Source organism: Pseudomonas sp. LBUM1652 (assembly GCF_059716105.1).
In genome coordinates, this window is record NZ_CP166804.1 from 4,428,833 (window position 1) to 4,446,357 (window position 17,525).

General features: G+C 59.2%; 18 protein-coding genes. 9 read left to right on the plus strand and 9 right to left on the minus strand.

Annotated features, from left to right (window positions below; genetic code table 11):
* Positions 1-81: 81 nt before the first annotated feature.
* Positions 82-477, minus strand: coding sequence for a peptide-methionine (R)-S-oxide reductase MsrB (gene msrB / locus ACA069_RS19865; protein WP_497615063.1), 396 nt, complete (start codon positions 475-477; stop codon positions 82-84).
* 223 nt (positions 478-700) lie between these two features.
* On the opposite strand from msrB, the gene ACA069_RS19870 reads away from it, so the two are divergent.
* Together ACA069_RS19870 and htpX are read left to right on the plus strand one after the other, a co-directional pair.
* Entirely contained in the window at positions 701-1,912 is a 1,212-nt protein-coding gene (locus ACA069_RS19870; RefSeq protein WP_187679570.1) for a pyridoxal phosphate-dependent aminotransferase, read from the plus strand.
* Between the two features lie 304 nt (positions 1,913-2,216).
* On the plus strand, positions 2,217-3,104 hold the full coding sequence (htpX, locus tag ACA069_RS19875) for a protease HtpX (protein WP_497615064.1): 888 nt from the start codon (positions 2,217-2,219) through the stop codon (positions 3,102-3,104).
* A gap of 125 nt (positions 3,105-3,229) precedes the next feature.
* Here htpX and ACA069_RS19880 read toward each other — a convergent pair whose 3' ends face one another.
* Positions 3,230-3,886, minus strand: coding sequence for a thiopurine S-methyltransferase (locus ACA069_RS19880; RefSeq protein ID WP_497615065.1), 657 nt, complete (start codon positions 3,884-3,886; stop codon positions 3,230-3,232).
* Between the two features lie 101 nt (positions 3,887-3,987).
* Here ACA069_RS19880 and ACA069_RS19885 point away from each other — a divergent pair, with 101 nt between their 5' ends.
* Complete coding sequence (locus ACA069_RS19885; RefSeq protein ID WP_497615066.1) at positions 3,988-4,755, plus strand: DODA-type extradiol aromatic ring-opening family dioxygenase; 768 nt, start codon at positions 3,988-3,990, stop codon at positions 4,753-4,755.
* 129 nt (positions 4,756-4,884) lie between these two features.
* On the opposite strand, the gene ACA069_RS19890 is transcribed toward ACA069_RS19885, so the two are convergent.
* Complete coding sequence (locus ACA069_RS19890; protein ID WP_008088238.1) at positions 4,885-6,558, minus strand: DEAD/DEAH box helicase; 1,674 nt, start codon at positions 6,556-6,558, stop codon at positions 4,885-4,887.
* Between the two features lie 424 nt (positions 6,559-6,982).
* Between ACA069_RS19890 and ACA069_RS19895 the strand changes: the two genes are divergently transcribed.
* Positions 6,983-7,774 carry a crotonase/enoyl-CoA hydratase family protein gene (locus ACA069_RS19895; protein ID WP_187681367.1) on the plus strand — a complete coding sequence of 264 codons (792 nt, stop codon included), beginning with the start codon at positions 6,983-6,985 and terminating at the stop codon, positions 7,772-7,774.
* Between the two features lie 97 nt (positions 7,775-7,871).
* Here ACA069_RS19895 and ACA069_RS19900 read toward each other — a convergent pair whose 3' ends face one another.
* Complete coding sequence (locus ACA069_RS19900; RefSeq protein ID WP_401271950.1) at positions 7,872-8,627, minus strand: spermidine synthase; 756 nt, start codon at positions 8,625-8,627, stop codon at positions 7,872-7,874.
* Positions 8,628-8,778: 151 nt separating this feature from the next.
* On the opposite strand from ACA069_RS19900, the gene ACA069_RS19905 reads away from it, so the two are divergent.
* A complete protein-coding gene (locus ACA069_RS19905; protein WP_187681366.1) occupies positions 8,779-10,125 on the plus strand; it encodes a class II 3-deoxy-7-phosphoheptulonate synthase in 1,347 nt (448 codons plus the stop codon).
* 43 nt (positions 10,126-10,168) lie between these two features.
* Here the strand turns inward: ACA069_RS19905 and ACA069_RS19910 are convergent, their stop codons facing one another.
* Both ACA069_RS19910 and ACA069_RS19915 read right to left on the minus strand, forming a co-directional pair.
* Positions 10,169-11,395, minus strand: coding sequence for a winged helix-turn-helix domain-containing protein (locus ACA069_RS19910; RefSeq protein WP_497615067.1), 1,227 nt, complete (start codon positions 11,393-11,395; stop codon positions 10,169-10,171).
* 64 nt (positions 11,396-11,459) lie between these two features.
* Positions 11,460-11,681, minus strand: coding sequence for a DUF1127 domain-containing protein (locus ACA069_RS19915; protein WP_187677670.1), 222 nt, complete (start codon positions 11,679-11,681; stop codon positions 11,460-11,462).
* Positions 11,682-11,778: 97 nt separating this feature from the next.
* Here ACA069_RS19915 and ACA069_RS19920 point away from each other — a divergent pair, with 97 nt between their 5' ends.
* Complete coding sequence (locus ACA069_RS19920; RefSeq protein WP_187677831.1) at positions 11,779-12,633, plus strand: LysR substrate-binding domain-containing protein; 855 nt, start codon at positions 11,779-11,781, stop codon at positions 12,631-12,633.
* Here ACA069_RS19920 and ACA069_RS19925 read toward each other — a convergent pair.
* Positions 12,623-13,369 (minus strand): sulfite exporter TauE/SafE family protein, encoded by a 747-nt coding sequence (locus ACA069_RS19925; RefSeq protein WP_222944061.1) that lies wholly within the window; start codon positions 13,367-13,369, stop codon positions 12,623-12,625. The genes ACA069_RS19920 and ACA069_RS19925 overlap by 11 nt on opposite strands.
* Before the next feature lie 113 nt (positions 13,370-13,482).
* Between ACA069_RS19925 and ACA069_RS19930 the strand changes: the two genes are divergently transcribed.
* The 3 genes from ACA069_RS19930 (at position 13,483) to ACA069_RS19940 (ending at position 15,644) form a co-directional block, all read left to right on the plus strand.
* Positions 13,483-14,439: a LysR family transcriptional regulator gene (locus ACA069_RS19930; RefSeq protein ID WP_489879083.1), complete on the plus strand. Its 957-nt coding sequence runs from the start codon at positions 13,483-13,485 to the stop codon at positions 14,437-14,439.
* 73 nt (positions 14,440-14,512) lie between these two features.
* Positions 14,513-14,977: a MarR family winged helix-turn-helix transcriptional regulator gene (locus tag ACA069_RS19935; RefSeq protein ID WP_497615068.1), complete on the plus strand. Its 465-nt coding sequence runs from the start codon at positions 14,513-14,515 to the stop codon at positions 14,975-14,977.
* Between the two features lie 247 nt (positions 14,978-15,224).
* Complete coding sequence (locus ACA069_RS19940; RefSeq protein ID WP_497615069.1) at positions 15,225-15,644, plus strand: organic hydroperoxide resistance protein; 420 nt, start codon at positions 15,225-15,227, stop codon at positions 15,642-15,644.
* Between the two features lie 74 nt (positions 15,645-15,718).
* Here ACA069_RS19940 and ACA069_RS19945 read toward each other — a convergent pair whose 3' ends face one another.
* Together ACA069_RS19945 and earP are read right to left on the minus strand one after the other, a co-directional pair.
* Positions 15,719-16,288, minus strand: a complete 570-nt coding sequence (locus tag ACA069_RS19945) for an elongation factor P (RefSeq protein ID WP_028619992.1) — start codon at positions 16,286-16,288, stop codon at positions 15,719-15,721.
* A 48-nt stretch (positions 16,289-16,336) separates the two neighbouring features.
* Positions 16,337-17,479: an elongation factor P maturation arginine rhamnosyltransferase EarP gene (earP, locus tag ACA069_RS19950; RefSeq protein ID WP_497615070.1), complete on the minus strand. Its 1,143-nt coding sequence runs from the start codon at positions 17,477-17,479 to the stop codon at positions 16,337-16,339.
* Positions 17,480-17,525: the final 46 nt, after the last annotated feature.

Here is a 17,525-nt window from a genome sequence, read left to right on the forward strand (position 1 = left end):
CGGGAAAGGCCAAACATAGCGAGCAATTAAATTGCGTGCAATTTAATTATCAGAAAGGCGACCCTAGGGCCACCCGATCACCTACTCGCGGGGCACCAGATCCAGACACACCGAGTTGATGCAGTAACGCAAACCGGTCGGTGGCGGGCCATCCGGGAACACGTGCCCCAGGTGCGCGTCACAACGGGCGCATTTGACTTCGGTGCGAATCATGCCGTGGCTGATGTCGCGAATCTCGGTCATGGCGCTTTCACCGATCGGCGCGTAAAAGCTCGGCCAGCCGCAGCCGGAATCGAATTTGGTATTGGAATCGAACAGCGCCTCGTTGCAGCACACGCAGTGGTAAACACCAGCGCTTTTGGTGGCATTGTATTTGCCGGAGAACGGTCGCTCGGTCGCACTGAGGCGACAAACCTCGTACTGCTGCGGATCGAGCATGGCTTTCCACTCTTCCAGGGTTTTTTCCAACTTTTCCATCATCACACCTCAGCGGCTGAAAAAGCCCGATCTGTACCTTTTCCACGGATCGGGCGGCACGTATGATTGCGCCTCGTCACGCGCCAGTCTGGCAGCCAGACCGGGCGCATTCAAACGGATTCTCGGAGCCACGGCTCAGACGTCCGCCTGTGTGAAGACGCAGGAATCCCAGTACGGTTGTCCATCCGCCGCCTGGATCGTTCATTTTCGGGATCACATCGCCATGCAGTTCAGCAAATCGAACAAGCTCGCCAACGTCTGCTACGACATTCGCGGCCCGGTGCTAAAGCACGCCAAACGTCTGGAGGAGGAAGGCCAGCGCATCCTCAAGCTGAACATCGGCAACCCGGCGCCGTTTGGTTTCGAAGCGCCGGACGAAATCCTTCAGGATGTGATCCGCAACCTGCCGACCGCGCAAGGCTACAGCGACTCCAAAGGTCTGTTCAGCGCGCGCAAGGCCGTGATGCAGTACTACCAGCAAAAGCAGGTGGAAGGTGTCGGTATCGAAGACATCTACCTGGGCAACGGCGTGTCCGAGCTGATCGTGATGTCCTTGCAGGCACTGCTCAACAACGGTGACGAAGTGCTGGTGCCAGCGCCGGATTACCCGCTATGGACCGCCGCCGTCAGTCTGGCCGGCGGCAACGCCGTGCATTACCTGTGCGACGAAGGCGCCGACTGGTTCCCGGACCTGGCCGACATCAAGGCCAAGATCACCCCGAACACCAAGGCCATGGTGATCATCAACCCGAACAACCCGACTGGCGCGGTGTATTCAAAAGAAGTGTTGCTGGGCATGCTCGAGCTGGCCCGTCAGCACAATCTGGTGGTGTTCTCCGACGAAATCTACGACAAGATTCTGTACGACGACGCCGTGCACATCTGCACCGCTTCGCTGGCTCCGGACCTGCTGTGCCTGACCTTCAACGGTCTTTCCAAATCCTATCGCGTGGCCGGTTTCCGCTCCGGCTGGATCGCGATTTCCGGGCCGAAGCACAATGCCCAGAGCTACATCGAAGGCATCGACATGCTGGCCAACATGCGCCTGTGCGCCAACGTGCCGAGCCAGCATGCCATTCAGACCGCACTGGGCGGCTATCAGAGCATCAACGATCTGGTGTTGCCGCAGGGTCGCCTGCTGGAGCAGCGCAACCGCACCTGGGAGCTGCTCAACGACATTCCCGGCGTGAGCTGCGTCAAGCCAATGGGTGCGCTGTACGCCTTCCCACGGATCGACCCGAAGGTCTGTCCGATCCACAACGACGAAAAATTCGTCCTCGACCTGCTGCTCTCCGAAAAGCTGCTGGTGGTGCAAGGTACAGCGTTCAACTGGCCGTGGCCGGATCACTTCCGCGTCGTCACACTGCCCCGCGTCGATGATCTGGAAATGGCGATTGGCCGTATCGGCAGCTTTCTCAAGTCATACCGCCAATAACTGGCCAGCAGTGCGCAACGACCCAAACGTTGCGCACTGTCTGATTCAGCAACACTTCTGCACTACCCACATCCACACGCCTTCTACACTTGCGTTTCGTACCGGTTACCTGCGTCTGACGCAATGGCGACGGGTCGCGACTGCCCGTCGTCCGTGTCGGTGTCTGTCGTGGGAAACAGGTCGCGCGCCGAGGAAACTGCTGTAGGACACAGTTTGAAATAGTCACCCAGTTGAATAGCCGGGTGCCGCACCTTATATACCCCGCAGTACGCTACATCTTTAGCTTGAGGAGATTTCTACAACCATGATGCGCATCCTGCTGTTTTTGGCCACTAACCTGGCGGTCGTGCTGATAGCCAGCATCACCCTGAGCCTTTTCGGCTTCAACGGGTTCATGGCGGCCAACGGGGTTGATCTCGACCTTAGTCAGCTGCTGGTTTTCTGTGCGGTCTTTGGTTTCGCCGGCTCGCTGTTCTCGCTATTCATCTCCAAGTGGATGGCGAAGATGAGCACCGGTACCCAGATCATCAGCCAGCCACGTACCCGGCATGAGCAATGGCTGCTGCAAACCGTTGAGCAATTGTCCCGCGAAGCCGGGATCAAGATGCCCGAAGTCGGTATTTTCCCGGCCTACGAAGCGAACGCGTTCGCCACGGGCTGGAACAAGAACGACGCATTGGTCGCAGTCAGCCAGGGCCTGCTCGAACGGTTTTCGCCCGATGAAGTGAAAGCCGTGCTGGCCCACGAAATCGGCCACGTCGCCAACGGTGACATGGTCACCCTGGCGCTGATCCAGGGCGTGGTGAACACCTTCGTGATGTTTTTCGCGCGGATCATCGGCAACTTCGTCGACAAGGTGATCTTCAAGAACGAAGAAGGCCAGGGCATTGCCTACTACGTGGCAACCATCTTCGCCGAGCTGGTACTGGGTATTCTGGCCAGCTCGATCGTCATGTGGTTCTCGCGCAAACGCGAATTCCGCGCAGACGAAGCCGGTGCGCGTCTGGCTGGCACCAGCGCAATGATCGGCGCCCTGCAACGCCTGCGCGCCGAGCAGGGTCTGCCGGTGCACATGCCGGACACCCTGAACGCCTTTGGCATCAACGGTGGCATCAAACAGGGCTTCGCCCGCATGTTCATGAGCCACCCGCCGCTGGAAGAGCGTATCGACGCATTGCGTCGTCGCGGTTGATCAGACTGGCGTAAAAACAAGAAGGCCCGCAGTGATGCGGGCCTTTTTTTGCTTAGAGTAATGGGTTGTTCCCACTGGCCTGATTGCTGGCTTGCCAACGATGAGGCCGGAACAGCCAACACAAACTAACGAGGCGAAATACGGTAAACCCGCTCCTCCAGCCGCGTCACCCCGGCCTGCAGAAACTTCCCGCTCTCACTCAGCACATCCTGCTCTTCCAGCACCTGCACCTGCCAAGCACCGCCCAACAACCGCTGCACCTCATCATCCACCACTGCAAACGGCGGCCCGGGCATCTGCGCCTGATCGTAATCCAGCGTAATCAGCAACCCTTGCACTCCCTGCGGCAGGATCTGCTGAAGATGCGCCACATAGCGCTCACGCATCGGCGGCGGCAAGGCTATCAGCGCTGCCCGGTCGTACAGCGCCGTGCAATCAGCCACATCCTCTGCCGTGAGCGTGAAGACATCACCGCACCACAATTCAATGGAGTCGGCACGATAGACCTTGAACCCGTCTGTCTCGCTAACCTGCGGCTGTACATGTTGCTCACTGAAAAAGGCCTCAATGGCCTTTTCCGACAACTCAATCCCGAGCACCTGATGGCCACGCCCAGCTAACCACAGCAAATCCAGACTTTTCCCACACAACGGAACCAACACCCGCGCCTGCGCAGGAATCGGGAGGTCAGGCCAGTGCCGTTGTAGATGCGGGTTCACCTCAGGCAAATGAAAACCGATCTGGTCCGAAGCCCACTTCTTGTGCCAAAACTCAGGCTGCATGAATCCCCCTAAAAATTCGATCAAAAAGCGTTAAAACTTATATTAGATTTAGATCAATGATGTGGCTGAAGATGAGTCATCTTAACGCTCAGGAACCCATCATGTTTCCCAGCCTGTTTATTTCCCATGGTTCACCCATGCTTGCACTGGAGCCCGGCGCGAGTGGCCCGGCGCTAGCCCGACTGGCCGCTGAACTGCCCCGACCTAAATCTATCGTGATCGTCTCCGCACACTGGGAGAGCCACGAATTGCTGGTCAGCAGCCATCCGCAGCCCGAGACCTGGCATGACTTCGGCGGCTTCCCTCGGGCGTTGTTTGAAGTGCAGTACCCGGCACCGGGCAATCCGCAATTGGCTGTCGAAGTCGCCGAGTTGCTGAGCGCCAACGACCTGCCGGCACGCCTCGATCCGCAACGGCCGTTCGACCACGGCGTGTGGGTGCCGCTGTCGCTGATGTACCCGCAAGCTGACATTCCGGTGGTGCAGGTTTCGCTGCCGAGTCGCGGCGGTCCAGCGCTGCAAACCCGTGTTGGTCGTGCGTTGGCAGGCTTGCGTGAACAAGGGATTTTGTTGATCGGCTCGGGCAGCATCACCCACAACCTGCGCGAGCTGGACTGGCATGCCGGTCCGGAAAGCGTGGAGCCGTGGGCAAAAGACTTCCGTGACTGGGTGATCGAAAAGCTTGCGACCGATGATGAAGCGGCGCTGCATGACTACCGCCAGCAGGCACCGAACGCGGTGCGCAGCCATCCAAGTGATGAGCATTTGTTGCCGTTGTACTTTGCCCGGGGTGCCGGGGGTGAATTCAGTGTGGCGCATAAGGGATTCACCATGGGTGCGCTGGGTATGGATATTTACCGCTTCGGCTAAAGGCAAAATCAAAAGATCGCAGCCTTCAGAAGCTCCTACCCTGCGATCTTTTGATCTTTCAAACAGGCAAAAAAAATCCCCGAACCAGTCGGGGATTTTTTATGTTCGATCAATCAGCCCAAGGGCGGATCAATCTTCACGATAGCGACGCAGTTTCAGCTGCTTACCGGCAACGCGAGTGTCCTTCAGCTTGGTCAGGAGTTTGTCCAGACCATCTTCCGGCAGCTCAACGAGGCTGAAGCTGTCACGCACCTGAATGCGACCGATCGCTTCACGGGCCAGACCACCTTCGTTGAGGATGGCGCCCAGCAGGTTCTTGGCGGCGATACCGTCACGCGCACCCAGCGCGGTACGGCAACGAGCACGGCCTTCGCCCAAAGGCATTGGCGCACGACGCTCGCGGTCACCACGATCCGGACGATCACCGGTACGCTCAGGACGGTCGCCACGCGGTGCGTTGTTCGGCACCAGTGGACGTTCCTTCTCGATTGCAGCCAGGTTCAGCGCTTGACCGTTAGTGGCCTTGCGCAGCAGAGCAGCAGCCAGAGCACGCGGGGTGCAGCCGATGTCCGCGGTCAGACGATCGAGCAGTTCACCGTGAGTCGATTCGGCATCAGCGACCAGCGGCGACAGGCTGTTGGTCAGTTTCTTGATGCGCGCATCGAGAACAGCCTGAGCGTCCGGCAGACGAACTTCAGCCACTTTCTGACCGGTTACACGCTCGATCACTTGCAGCATGCGGCGCTCACGCGGAGTCACCAGCAGCAGCGCACGACCTTCGCGACCGGCACGGCCGGTACGGCCGATACGGTGAACGTAGGATTCCGGATCGTACGGCATGTCCACGTTGAAAACGTGGGTGATGCGCGGAACGTCCAGACCACGAGCAGCAACGTCGGTCGCAACAACGATGTCCAGACGGCCATCCTTGAGCGAGTCGATCACGCGCTCACGCTGGTTCTGAGCGATGTCACCGTTCAGCGCAGCGGCTTTGTAGCCTTTGGCGTCCAGGGCACTGGCCAGATCCAGAGTCGCTTGCTTGGTGCGCACGAACATGATCAGAGCGTCGAAGTCTTCCACTTCCAGCAAGCTGAGAACGGCCGAAGTCTTCTGGTCAGCGTGAACCAACAGGTGAGCCTGTTCGATCGCGGTAACGGTCTGGGTCTTGGTCTGGATCTTGACGTGTTGCGGATCGCGCAGGTGGCGTTCGGCAATGGCGCGGATCGACTGCGGCAGGGTAGCCGAGAACAGAACGGTCTGACGGGTCGCTGGCAGAGCCTTGAAGATGACTTCCAGGTCATCCATGAAGCCCAGCTTCAACATTTCGTCAGCTTCGTCGAGAACCAGGTGGTTCACGGTCGACAGCACTTTCTCGTCGCGACGCAGGTGGTCACACAGACGACCCGGGGTAGCGACAACGATCTGCGCGCCATTACGGATTGCTTTCAGTTGCGGGCCCATCGGCGCGCCGCCGTAAACGGCCACAACGGTGACGCCTGGCATTTGCTTGGCGTAGGTTTCAAAAGCGGTTGCTACTTGCAGCGCCAACTCTCGGGTTGGCGCCAGGATCAGGGCTTGCGGTTCGCGCTTGGCAGGATCGATGCGGTGCAGAATAGGCAGAGCGAACGCGGCGGTTTTACCGGTACCGGTTTGCGCCTGGCCAATCATGTCCTGGCCGGCCATGATGATCGGGATCGATTGCTGCTGAATCGCCGAAGGCTCTTCGTAGCCGGTCGCTGCGACGGCTGCAAGAATATTCGGGTTAAGATTAAAAGCGGCGAATCCGCCGGTTTCCTGGGTCATGGGTCTGCCTCTAAGTGCATCCGCAAAGACCCATGCTCCAAAGCTGCGCATGCCGTGTTGAGACTCAAGAGTCGCCCTGGCAGCTTTGTCGGCGGGGATTTGCGAAAACGTATGAATGAAAAAAAAGAATCGTCCGGGAAGAGCCCGCAATGCGGACGTGCAGCCGAAGCTGACTTCGGGGAATTGCGCTACCTAAACGCGGCCCTGTTAAAGGCCGGCGCGCACTATACCGGATTTCGCCAAAATAGGGAGCTTTTTTTATTGCCTGAATGCGTGTGTCACCGCTGTGTAACGGGGTTTTGCGGATAATCGTGCGAAGGTCTATTTTTCAAAGGCCCGGCCACGCAGGTGATGACGCTTAAACGATTCATCGATCTGCGGCATACCGTCGCTGCACCCGCCCTTCCCGCCCGAGGAGTTATCCATGAATCAGCCCTGCCCCGGCCGCGTCAGCCGTGAACGTCGTGGCCATGTCCACCTGATCGGCCTCGACCGAGCCGCCAAGCGCAATGCTTTCGACCTCGACCTGCTCAATGAGCTGAGCCTGGCGTATGGCGAGTTCGAGGCGGATAGCGAGGCGCGGGTGGCAGTGGTGTTCGGCCATGGCGAACACTTTACCGCCGGCCTGGATCTGGTCAATGCCAGCTCGGCACTTGCCCAAGGCTGGGTAGTTCCGACCGGCGGTTGCGATCCGTGGGGTGTTTTCGTCGGCCCACGGGTGAGCAAACCGGTGATTGTCGCGGCACAGGGTTACTGCCTGACCATCGGCATCGAGCTGATGCTGGCCGCTGATATCAACCTTTGCGCGAGCAATACCCGGTTCGCCCAGATGGAAGTGCAGCGTGGGATCTTTCCTTTTGGCGGCGCGACTCTGCGCTTTCATCAGGTAGCCGGTTGGGGCAATGCCATGCGGTGGTTGCTGACCGGAGACGAATTCGATGCACACGATGCCCTGCACTTGGGATTGGTGCAGGAAGTGATGGCCAGCGAGGATCTGCTGCCCCGGGCAATTGAACTGGCCGAACGGATTGCGCAACAGGCGCCGTTAGGGGTGCAGGCGACGTTGATGTCGGCGCGCCAGGCGCGGTATGAAGGTGAGACGGCGGCAGCACAGGGCTTGCCGGCGCTGGTGAAGAAGTTGCTGGCCAGCGAGGATGCCAAGGAAGGTGTGCGGTCGCTGGTTGAGCGGCGGCCCGGGATCTTCAAAGGCATCTGATGAAACGCACCAAATCCTGTAGGAGCTGCCGCAGGTTGCGATCTTTTGACTTTGATTTTTTAAAAGAAGGATCGCAGCCTTCGGCAGCTCCTACTGCTCAAGTCGCGGGACGAATCGCCTTGATCAACGACTGCAACGAATACCCCAACTGCGGCGCCAGCGCTTCAGCCCGGGCAGTCAACGCCTGCATGTCCAGCGCCTGATCCAGATCCGCTGGCACAATCAGAATCACGTTGCCCTCCTTCACCGGCAATTCCCAGTAATGCCGGTGATAGAGCCCGCGCAACAACGCCGCGCCCAACGGTTTGCCATCATCGGTAGCCCACTGGTTAATCACCAGCCAGCCGCCCGGATTCAAGCGTTTCTGACAGTCGCCGAGAAAACTCCAGGCCAGATGCCCGACACCGGGGCCGACGTCGGTGTAAAGGTCGACGAAGATCAGATCCGCAGGCTCGGCGCTCGGCAGCAATTCAAGGGCATCGCCGACGCGGATGTACAGGCGCGGATCGTCATCCAGGCCAAGGTATTCGATGGCCAGACGCGGCACGTCCGGACGCAGTTCGATGGCTTCGACATCTTCCAGCGGCAGAAACTTGAGGCAAGCCTGAGTCAGCGTACCTGCGCCCAATCCGAGGAACAGCGCACTCTCCGGATGCTCGTGGCACAGCGCGCCAATCAGCATCGCCCGGGTGTAGTCGTATTCCAGCCAGCTCGGGTCGGCAGTGAACACGCAGCTCTGCTCGATCGCATCGCCGAACTCCAGAAAGCGGTAATCGGCCACCTCCAGCACGCGAATCACGCCGAACTCGTCCTGTACCTCGGCGAGCAATAGCTCGACGCGCTCCTCAGTCATTTCGTCTCCTGATGGTCACCGGGCGCGGTGACGCGATGGCACCGCTATGGCACCGTGGCAAAGCGGCGATTGTCGGCGATGGGGCGGGAACAGGTCACGCACTAATTTGCTGATACCATGGCGTTCCGTGCGTAGAACCTTAGAGACCGTGATGAGCCAACCCTGGAGCCCTGACAGCTGGCGCGCCCTGCCGATCCAGCAACAACCCCAATACCCCGACGCCGCGCATCTGCGCCAGGTCGAGCAAACCCTGGCCAGTTATCCGCCGCTGGTGTTTGCCGGCGAAGCGCGGGAGCTGCGTCGTCAGTTTGCCGAGGTGACTCAAGGCCGGGCGTTCCTGCTGCAGGGCGGCGATTGCGCTGAAAGCTTCGCTGAATTCTCAGCAGCCAAGATTCGCGACACGTTTAAGGTGCTGCTGCAAATGGCCATCGTCATGACCTTTGCCGCCGGTTGCCCGGTGGTCAAGGTCGGGCGCATGGCCGGTCAATTCGCCAAGCCGCGTTCGGCCAACGACGAAACCATCGACGGCGTGACCCTGCCGGCCTACCGTGGCGACATCGTCAACGGCATCGGCTTCGACGAAAAGAGTCGCGTGCCGGATCCGGAGCGTCTGCTGCAGTCCTATCACCAGTCCACCGCGACCCTGAACCTGCTGCGCGCCTTCGCCCAGGGCGGTTTTGCCGACCTGCATCAGGTGCACAAGTGGAACCTCGATTTCATCGCCAACTCCGCGCTGGCCGAGAAATACAGCCACCTCGCCGATCGCATCGATGAAACCCTGGCCTTCATGCGCGCCTGCGGCATGGACAGCTCGCCGCAACTGCGCGAAACCAGTTTCTTCACCGCCCACGAAGCGCTGCTGCTCAACTACGAAGAAGCCTTCGTGCGCCGCGACAGCCTGACCAACGATTACTACGATTGCTCGGCGCACATGCTGTGGATCGGCGACCGCACCCGTCAGCTCGACGGTGCTCACGTCGAATTTCTGCGTGGGGTGAACAACCCGATCGGGGTGAAAGTCGGCCCGAGCATGAACCCCGATGATCTGATTCGTCTGATCGACGTGCTCAACCCGAGCAACGATCCGGGGCGCCTTAACCTCATTGCGCGAATGGGCGCGAACAAGGTCGGCGATCATTTACCGGCGTTGATCCGCGCGGTGCAGCGTGAAGGCAAGCAGGTGCTGTGGAGCTCCGACCCGATGCACGGCAACACTATCAAGGCCAGCAGCGGCTACAAGACCCGCGACTTTGCGCAGATCCTCGGCGAAGTGAAGCAGTTCTTCCAGGTGCACGAAGCGGAAGGCAGTTACGCCGGCGGGATTCACATCGAGATGACCGGGCAGAATGTCACCGAGTGCATCGGGGGCGCACGGCCGATCACTGAAGATGGCTTGTCGGATCGCTATCACACCCACTGTGATCCGCGGATGAATGCCGATCAGTCGCTGGAATTGGCGTTCCTGATCGCCGAAACACTGAAGCAAGTCCGCCGCTAAACCGCGTCATCTCCTTCGCGAGCAAGCTCGCGAAGGTGTCTGCTCAGTCACCACCGATCTGAGCCAATGCCGCCCGCAACCGCCCCGCACTCTCGCGCTTACAATTCAGCTGCACCCTCTCCAACCCCAGCCAATCCGCCATGCGCCGCAAATTCACCGCCAGCGCCAGCATCCCCTCCTCATCCAGCCCTGATTCCTCTTCATGCACCGCATGCACCGCCAGCCGCCCCGCCGCCCGCTCGGCACGCAGATCCACCCGTGCGGCTATCCGCTCATTGTGCAAAAACGGCAGCACGTAATAGCCATAAACCCGCTTGTCCTGCGGCGTGTAGATCTCCAGCCGATAGCGGAAATCAAATAACCGCTCGGTGCGGCTGCGCTCCCAGATCAACGAGTCGAAGGGTGACAACAAGGCACTGGCCGGCACTTTGCGAGGGGTTTTCGGCTCCGGCAGGCAATAGGCGATTTGCCGCCAATCAGCGACTTCGCAGAGCTGCAATTGTCCGGCCTCAACCAACTCGGCCAGACGCGGACGGGCATCAGCCGGATTCAGACGAAAGTAATCACGCAGATCCTTTTCAGTGCCTACGCCCAGCGCTTGCGCCGCATGCAGTAATAACCCGCGCTGAGCCTCAGCCTCATCAGGCAAAGGCTGCTGCAGGATCGCCGAAGGAATCACCCGCTCCGGCAAATCATACAAACGCTCAAAGCCCCGTCGCCCCGCCACCGTCACTTCACCCGCGGCGAACAACCATTCCAGCGCATGCTTTTCCGCACTCCAGTCCCACCACTGTCCGGGCTTGTCTTCACGGGTCGACAAACTGCCTGCGCCCAATGCCCCACGCTCTTGGACCGCATTCAGAACCCGGCGAATGACATCCTGCTGCTCAAGACCAAACTTCGCCAGTTGCTGATAGATGTCCTTACCTTGCCTGGCCCGCTGCATGCGCCAACCCAGCAACGGATACATCGACAGCGGTAGTAACGACGCCTCATGCCCCCAGTATTCAAAAAGCGTACGACGACGCCCCGAACTCCAGGCGGCCTGGTCGAGCAAGTCAGAAGAATAGGAACCCAGACGGGAAAACAGCGGCAGGTAGTGCGAGCGCACCACGGCGTTGACGGAATCGATTTGCAGCAGGCCCAGCCGTTCGATCAGCCGGTTGACGTGCGGCGCCTTGACGGTCGGCGGCTGGCGCCCGTTGAACCCTTGGGCAGCCAGCACCAGACGTCGCGCCTGTTTAAGGGAAAAGGACAGTGTCGCGGGCATGAGCATCTCCTTGTCTGCTCGCAACCTACCTCAGTCCAGAAGTGTTTGTGTAGCAATGGCCTCATCATTTATGCATCGGATCGTCCCAGAACGGCCGCACTGACTCGTGCTCGACGTCGGCACGACTGACCCCGATGTCTTTCAGCGCTTCGTCGCTCAGACTGGCAAGCAACTCTCGTTCACGGTGCAGTTCGTACCAGCGGCTAAACTTGTGCAGCAGGTCCGAAACCATATGGCCATGGCCGGAAAACGCTTCTTCACCTACAGACTCTCTTTGACCTTTCATCGTCTTGACCTCCGTTGTGGATGGCTCAAGTCTCGCGCCGGCGCTAAGATCAATCCAACGAATGTTTCTGATGGCATGCATCACGGAGATTCATCAATTGTCGGCCTACCCCAGTATCGATACCGATGTACTGCGCACCTTTGTCGCAATTGCCGATCAGGGCGGTTTCACCCGCGCTGGAGAGATGGTCAACCGCACGCAATCGGCGGTGAGCATGCAGATGAAACGTCTGGAAGAAGACGTGCTGCAGCGCCAGTTGTTCGAGCGTGACGGCCGGCAGGTTCGCCTGACCGCCGAAGGCCAGGTGCTGCTCGGTTACGCGCGGCGCATCCTCAAGCTGCACAGCGAAGTGTTCAACACTCTGCGCGAGCCGCACATGGTCGGCACCGTGCGCATCGGCACGCCGGATGATTACGTGATGCGTTTTCTGCCGGGGATCCTGTCGCGATTTGCGCAGTTCTATCCGCTGATCCAGATCGAAGTGCATTGCGAATCGACCAAACAGTTGTTGCAGCGCACCGATCTTGATCTGTCGATCGTCACCCGCGAACCCGGTAACGAGATCGGCCAGTTACTGCGCAAAGAACGGTTTGTCTGGGCTGAAGCGCAAAACTTCAGCGCCCATGAGCAGACGCCGCTGCCGCTAGCGATGTTCAACAGTGATTGTTTCTGCCGCTTGTGGGCCTGCAATGCGCTGGACGCGATGGGTCGCGATTACCGCATCGCCTACAACAGCACCAGCCTGTCGGCGCTGATGGCGGTGGTGAGCGCGGGTCTGGCGATCACCGCGCAACTGGAAAGCCTGATCACCCCGGACATGCGCATTCTGGGAGCCAACGAGGATCTGCCGCTGTTGCCCGAGGCCAGCATCATGCTGATCCGCAACTTGAACAATCCGTCGCCGATCACTGAATGCCTCGCCGAGCACATCGTCGAAGGCTTCAAACTTTAAAGGCAAGCATCACCGCGCACAGCACCAGAAACCCGCAGAACAGCCCACGCAGGAGTTTTTCCGGCATCGCGTGGGCAACTTTCACGCCCCAACTGATGCTGGCCAGACCGCCGATGGCCAGCGGCAGACCAATCATCCAGTCCACTTCGTGGTGCACCGCGTAGGTCACCAGCGTCACGCCTGTGCTCGGCAGTGCCAGCGCCAGCGACAAGCCTTGGGCGACCACCTGAGTAGTGCCGAACAGGCTGGTGAGTACGGGCGTCGCCACGACTGCCCCGCCGACACCAAACAACCCGCCCATGGTCCCGGACGCCGCACCGAGTACACCCAGCCACGGCCAGGAATAACGCATCTCGGACGTTGGCGCCGGGCGCTTGCCGAACATCTTCAGCAAGTTATAGGCGGACAATGCGACCAGGAACGCGACAAAACCGATACGCATGGTTTGCGCATCGATGCCCACGGCCCAGATCGAACCGATCCACGCGAAGCAGAACCCCATCACCGCCAGCGGCAACGCATGACGCAGTTCGATGCGATTGCGCTGGTGATAACGCCACAGCGCCAGCATCACGTTCGGCACCACCATCACCAGCGCTGTGCCCTGAGCGATCTGCTGATCAAGGCCAAACCAGACGCCGAGCAATGGAATCGCGATCAAGCCACCGCCGATGCCGAAGATGCCACCGAGCGTGCCGAGGGCGGCGCCGAACAGCAGGTACAACAAAAACTCCATCACAGTCGAATTCCTCTTACGTCAGGCGAAACATCCTACGCAGTCGCGGCTGGCGGGGAAACGCATAGCAACGCACAATGGCTATGCCGAATTCGCACAAGCATTGAACCGACATGAATCCCAACCAATTGACCGATCAACTCGGACTGTTTCTCGATGTGCTGGAGAGTGGCAGCTTTTCCGCCGCCTCACGCCGTCATCCGCTGACGCCGTCGGCGGTTGCCCGGCGCATCGATAGCCTGGAAAACGCGGTGGGCAGCCAGTTGTTCATCCGCAGCACGCATGCCGTACGGGCCACGCCGGCAGGTCTGGCCTTTGCCGAACGGGCGCGGCGGATCGTTGCCGAACTGCAACTGGCCCGCGCCGAAGCGGTGTCGCTGAGCAGTGCGCCGGAAGGTTTGATTCGCATCGATGCGCCGGCTGCATTCGGGCGCCGACACTTGGCACCGGTGATTGCCGACTTTCTGGTGTTGTATCCGGGGCTCGACGTGCAGTTGCACCTGATCGACAGTTTCGTCGACATGCACGGCTCGAATCTGGGCAAAGTCGATCTGGTGCTGCGTGCCGGACAAATGGCCGATACCCGACTGGTCGCCACCCCGTTGGCGAGCATGGTGCGCATCGCTTGTGCGAGTCCCGACTACCTCAAGCGTCGCGGTGTACCGAATCATCCTGCGCAGTTGAGCGAACATGACGGTCTGGATTGGGACGGTCTCGCCCCACCCTTTGCGTGGCGTTTCGAACAGGACGGGCAGATGCAATTACACCGCCCGGCGCGCATCCGCATGAGCGCCAATAACGCCGAGGCTCTGGTGTGCGGTGCTTTGGCGGGGCTGGGCATCGCGCACCTGCCAACCTGGTTGGCCAGCGAATACCTGCTGCGCGGCGAATTGTTGCCGCTGTTTTGTGAAAATGGCCTGCCACGACCCGAATCCACCGGCATCTACGCCTTGCGGATGGAGCAGCAGACCCACTCGCGCAGCCGTTTATTGCTGGAGTATCTCAAGACCCGCTTCAGCCCGGTGCCACCCTGGGATCTGGCGTTGCAACGGGACTTGGGCCGGCACTAGGTTTCAGAGAATTATCTGGCGCATTAAAGATTCGAGCGCTAGATTCATGAGCATCATTGATCAAGGTTTACACATGAGCACCGAACGCAACAACCCAGACCACTGCGAAGATCTGTTGCTGGATAATCAGGCCTGCTTCGCATTGCATTCCACTTCGCTGATGCTGACCAAGGTCTACAAGCCGCTTTTGCAAGCGCTGGGCCTGACCTATCCGCAGTATCTGGCGATGATGGTGTTGTGGGAGAAGGATGGTTTGACGGTGGGAGAAATCAGCACGCGACTGTTGACTGATCCCGGCTCCCTAACGCCGTTGCTCAAACGTCTGGAAGGTGAAGGCTTGTTGAGCCGGACCCGCAGTCGTGAGGATGAGCGCGTGGTGATTGTTGAATTGACTGCGAAAGGCCGAGCACTCAAGGAAAAAGCCAAAACCGTTCCGCAATGCATTCTCGGTGCCAGCGGCTTTACCCTCGAGCGCCTGCAAAATCTGCAGGCTGAGCTGCAAGTGCTGCGCAGTCATCTGCAAGACAGCCTTATCTAGAACCCAAGGGATCTCGTTGTCTGCCGAGATTTCGCCCGACCTGAACATTTTTTGCTGTCGGCTTTTGACCCCTCAACCGCTCTAGATCAATACATCCAGCGCGCTGAACCCCTCCCCTTCGGCGCGCTCCTTCACTTTCCTTAAAAATTTATCTTGCGCACTAAATATTGGCGGACTATATTCACTCCGAGCTTACTTAGCGCGCAAACAGTTAGCGCAATCAATGACACTAAACGAGGCCCACACCATGCAAACTCTCTACACCGCAATCGCAACCTCCACCGGCGGCCGTGACGGTCGTGCGATCTCCAGTGACAACGTCCTCGACATCAAACTCGCCACCCCGAAAGAACTCGGTGGTGCTGGCGGCGCAGCGACCAACCCTGAGCAACTGTTTGCTGCCGGTTATTCGGCCTGCTTCATCGGCGCGCTGAAATTCGTAGCCAGCCAGACCAAGCGCAAAATCCCGGACGACGCGGCGATCACCGCTCACGTTGGTATCGGCCAGATCCCTGGTGGTTTCGGTCTGGACATCGACCTGCACATCAGCCTGCCAGGTCTTGAACAAGCCGACGCGCAAAGCCTGGTCGACGCTGCCCACCAGGTCTGCCCGTACTCCAACGCCACCCGTGGCAATGTCGATGTACGTCTGCACGTCACCGTGTAAATAAAGCAAAAAATCGCAGGCACAAAAAAGCCCGACTCAATGGTCGGGCTTTTTCTTTCCGCAAAAAGCAGTGCTTATTTGGCACGGCCTTTGTAGGAACCGCCTTCGCGGGTGTCGATTTCGATCTTGTCACCGATTTCGATGAAGTCAGCAACTTGCAGCTCGGTACCGTTGCTCAGCTTGGCTGGCTTCATGACCTTGCCGGAAGTGTCGCCGCGAGCCGAACCTTCGGTGTAGTCAACTACGCGCACGATGGTGGTCGGCAGCTCTACGGAAACCAGACGCTCTTCGAAGAAGATCGCTTCGCAAACATCGGTCATGCCTTCTTCAACGAAAGGCAGAACAGCTTCGATGTCTTCAGCGTTCAGCTCGTACATGGTGTAGTCAGTGGTGTCCATGAACGTGTAGGTGTCGCCGCTGATGAAGGACAGGGTCGCTTCTTTGCGGTCGAGGATTACGTCGTCCAGTTTGTCGTCGGCGCTGTAAACGATCTCGGTCTTGTAACCGGTCAGCAGGTTTTTCAGCTTGGTCTTCATGATCGCGCTGTTACGGCCCGACTTGGTGAATTCAGCTTTCTGAACCAGCCAAGGATCGTTTTCGAGACGGATCACGGTACCGGGTTTCAGTTCTTTACCAGTTTTCATTGCGAATATCCGAATTTGGATGGGATTTACAAAAATCTAGGCCGCGTATCATATCCAATTTAGGTAAAACTGTACCAGCGCCGCGGCAAGATCGGCTTGCAAGCCCTGTTCCAGACACCATGCTTCTGCATTTTTGTGTAGTTCTGGCCAATGTTTGCGAGCCGCTAGCCAGTGCTCGCCGATCGGCTGGCCGGCACTCCAGGCGCGCCACAGACCGTTCATCGCCTCGGCAGCAGCCGGCGAAAGTTCCTTCGTATAGAGCGCGAGGAAGGCATCGAGCTTGTCCAGATGAATGTCTTCGTCCTGCTGATAGATGTGCCAGAGCATCGGCCGCCCGGCCCACTGCGCCCGGACAAACGAATCCTCGCCGCGCACCGCGTTGAAATCGCAGCACCAGAGCAAATGATCGTATTGATCCTGACGGACGAACGGCAACACCTGCACGGTCAGCGCCTGACGGATATGAATCGCCCCGACAGAGAGGTTCTCAACACCGAGCCATCGCGCGACGTCGCCGAGAATCCGCCCTTCCGGCACCAGCAACTGAGTCGGTGTGGCGTCTGCTGCCAACACGTCCAGCCAACTGGCCAGCCCGGCGTTCTCGTAGGCAAACAGGGAAATCAACTGGGCGTCAGGCGCGCGTTCAATCCCCAGACCTTGCAGGAATTGTCTCTGCGCTGGGGCATCCTGTTGAAACTGCTGACGCTGTGCAAGCAATCCTCGTTCACGCAGCAGCCCACCGGTGCCTGGCTGGAAGCCCGGAAAGAAGAAGATTTTCTGCACCGATTTGTACTTCACCGACGGCAGGCCGTGGCAGCCGGTGACCCAGTCTTCGGCGCTCAGATAGTCGAGGTTCATCCATAGCGGCGGCTTTTCGCGCTCGGCCATGGCGTCCATGTAAGCACTCGGCAGTTGGCAGGCAAACGCGGCAATCACCACGTCGGCAGCGTCAGCATGGAGCCACTCGCTCGGCCAGTGGCGTACCTCGACGCCCTGCTGCCATTGCTGCGCTGCGCTGACGTCGATTTCCGGACAAATGCGCTCGAACGCGCGCAGATCATCGACCCACAGCCGCACCGTCAGCGAATGCTCGGCCACCAGTTGCCGGGCCAGACGCCAGGTCACGCCGATGTCGCCATAGTTGTCGACCACAGTGCAAAAAATATCCCAGCGGGTTTTCAGTGGCGGCATTCAAGACTCCCCGTTGGCAAAAGCAGCGATTGTCCGCATAAATGAC

Bases quoted from the DNA above. Each gene is read 5' to 3' on its own strand.
- msrB (WP_497615063.1), bottom strand. From the start codon at position 477: ATGGAAAAGTTGGAAAAAACCCTGGAAGAGTGGAAAGCCATGCTCGAT.
- ACA069_RS19870 (WP_187679570.1), top strand. From the start codon at position 701: ATGCAGTTCAGCAAATCGAACAAGCTCGCCAACGTCTGCTACGACATT.
- htpX (WP_497615064.1), top strand. From the start codon at position 2,217: ATGATGCGCATCCTGCTGTTTTTGGCCACTAACCTGGCGGTCGTGCTG.
- ACA069_RS19880 (WP_497615065.1), bottom strand. From the start codon at position 3,886: ATGCAGCCTGAGTTTTGGCACAAGAAGTGGGCTTCGGACCAGATCGGT.
- ACA069_RS19885 (WP_497615066.1), top strand. From the start codon at position 3,988: ATGTTTCCCAGCCTGTTTATTTCCCATGGTTCACCCATGCTTGCACTG.
- ACA069_RS19890 (WP_008088238.1), bottom strand. From the start codon at position 6,558: ATGACCCAGGAAACCGGCGGATTCGCCGCTTTTAATCTTAACCCGAAT.
- ACA069_RS19895 (WP_187681367.1), top strand. From the start codon at position 6,983: ATGAATCAGCCCTGCCCCGGCCGCGTCAGCCGTGAACGTCGTGGCCAT.
- ACA069_RS19900 (WP_401271950.1), bottom strand. From the start codon at position 8,627: ATGACTGAGGAGCGCGTCGAGCTATTGCTCGCCGAGGTACAGGACGAG.
- ACA069_RS19905 (WP_187681366.1), top strand. From the start codon at position 8,779: ATGAGCCAACCCTGGAGCCCTGACAGCTGGCGCGCCCTGCCGATCCAG.
- ACA069_RS19910 (WP_497615067.1), bottom strand. From the start codon at position 11,395: ATGCCCGCGACACTGTCCTTTTCCCTTAAACAGGCGCGACGTCTGGTG.
- ACA069_RS19915 (WP_187677670.1), bottom strand. From the start codon at position 11,681: ATGAAAGGTCAAAGAGAGTCTGTAGGTGAAGAAGCGTTTTCCGGCCAT.
- ACA069_RS19925 (WP_222944061.1), bottom strand. From the start codon at position 13,369: ATGGAGTTTTTGTTGTACCTGCTGTTCGGCGCCGCCCTCGGCACGCTC.
- ACA069_RS19930 (WP_489879083.1), top strand. From the start codon at position 13,483: ATGAATCCCAACCAATTGACCGATCAACTCGGACTGTTTCTCGATGTG.
- ACA069_RS19935 (WP_497615068.1), top strand. From the start codon at position 14,513: ATGAGCACCGAACGCAACAACCCAGACCACTGCGAAGATCTGTTGCTG.
- ACA069_RS19940 (WP_497615069.1), top strand. From the start codon at position 15,225: ATGCAAACTCTCTACACCGCAATCGCAACCTCCACCGGCGGCCGTGAC.
- ACA069_RS19945 (WP_028619992.1), bottom strand. From the start codon at position 16,288: ATGAAAACTGGTAAAGAACTGAAACCCGGTACCGTGATCCGTCTCGAA.
- earP (WP_497615070.1), bottom strand. From the start codon at position 17,479: ATGCCGCCACTGAAAACCCGCTGGGATATTTTTTGCACTGTGGTCGAC.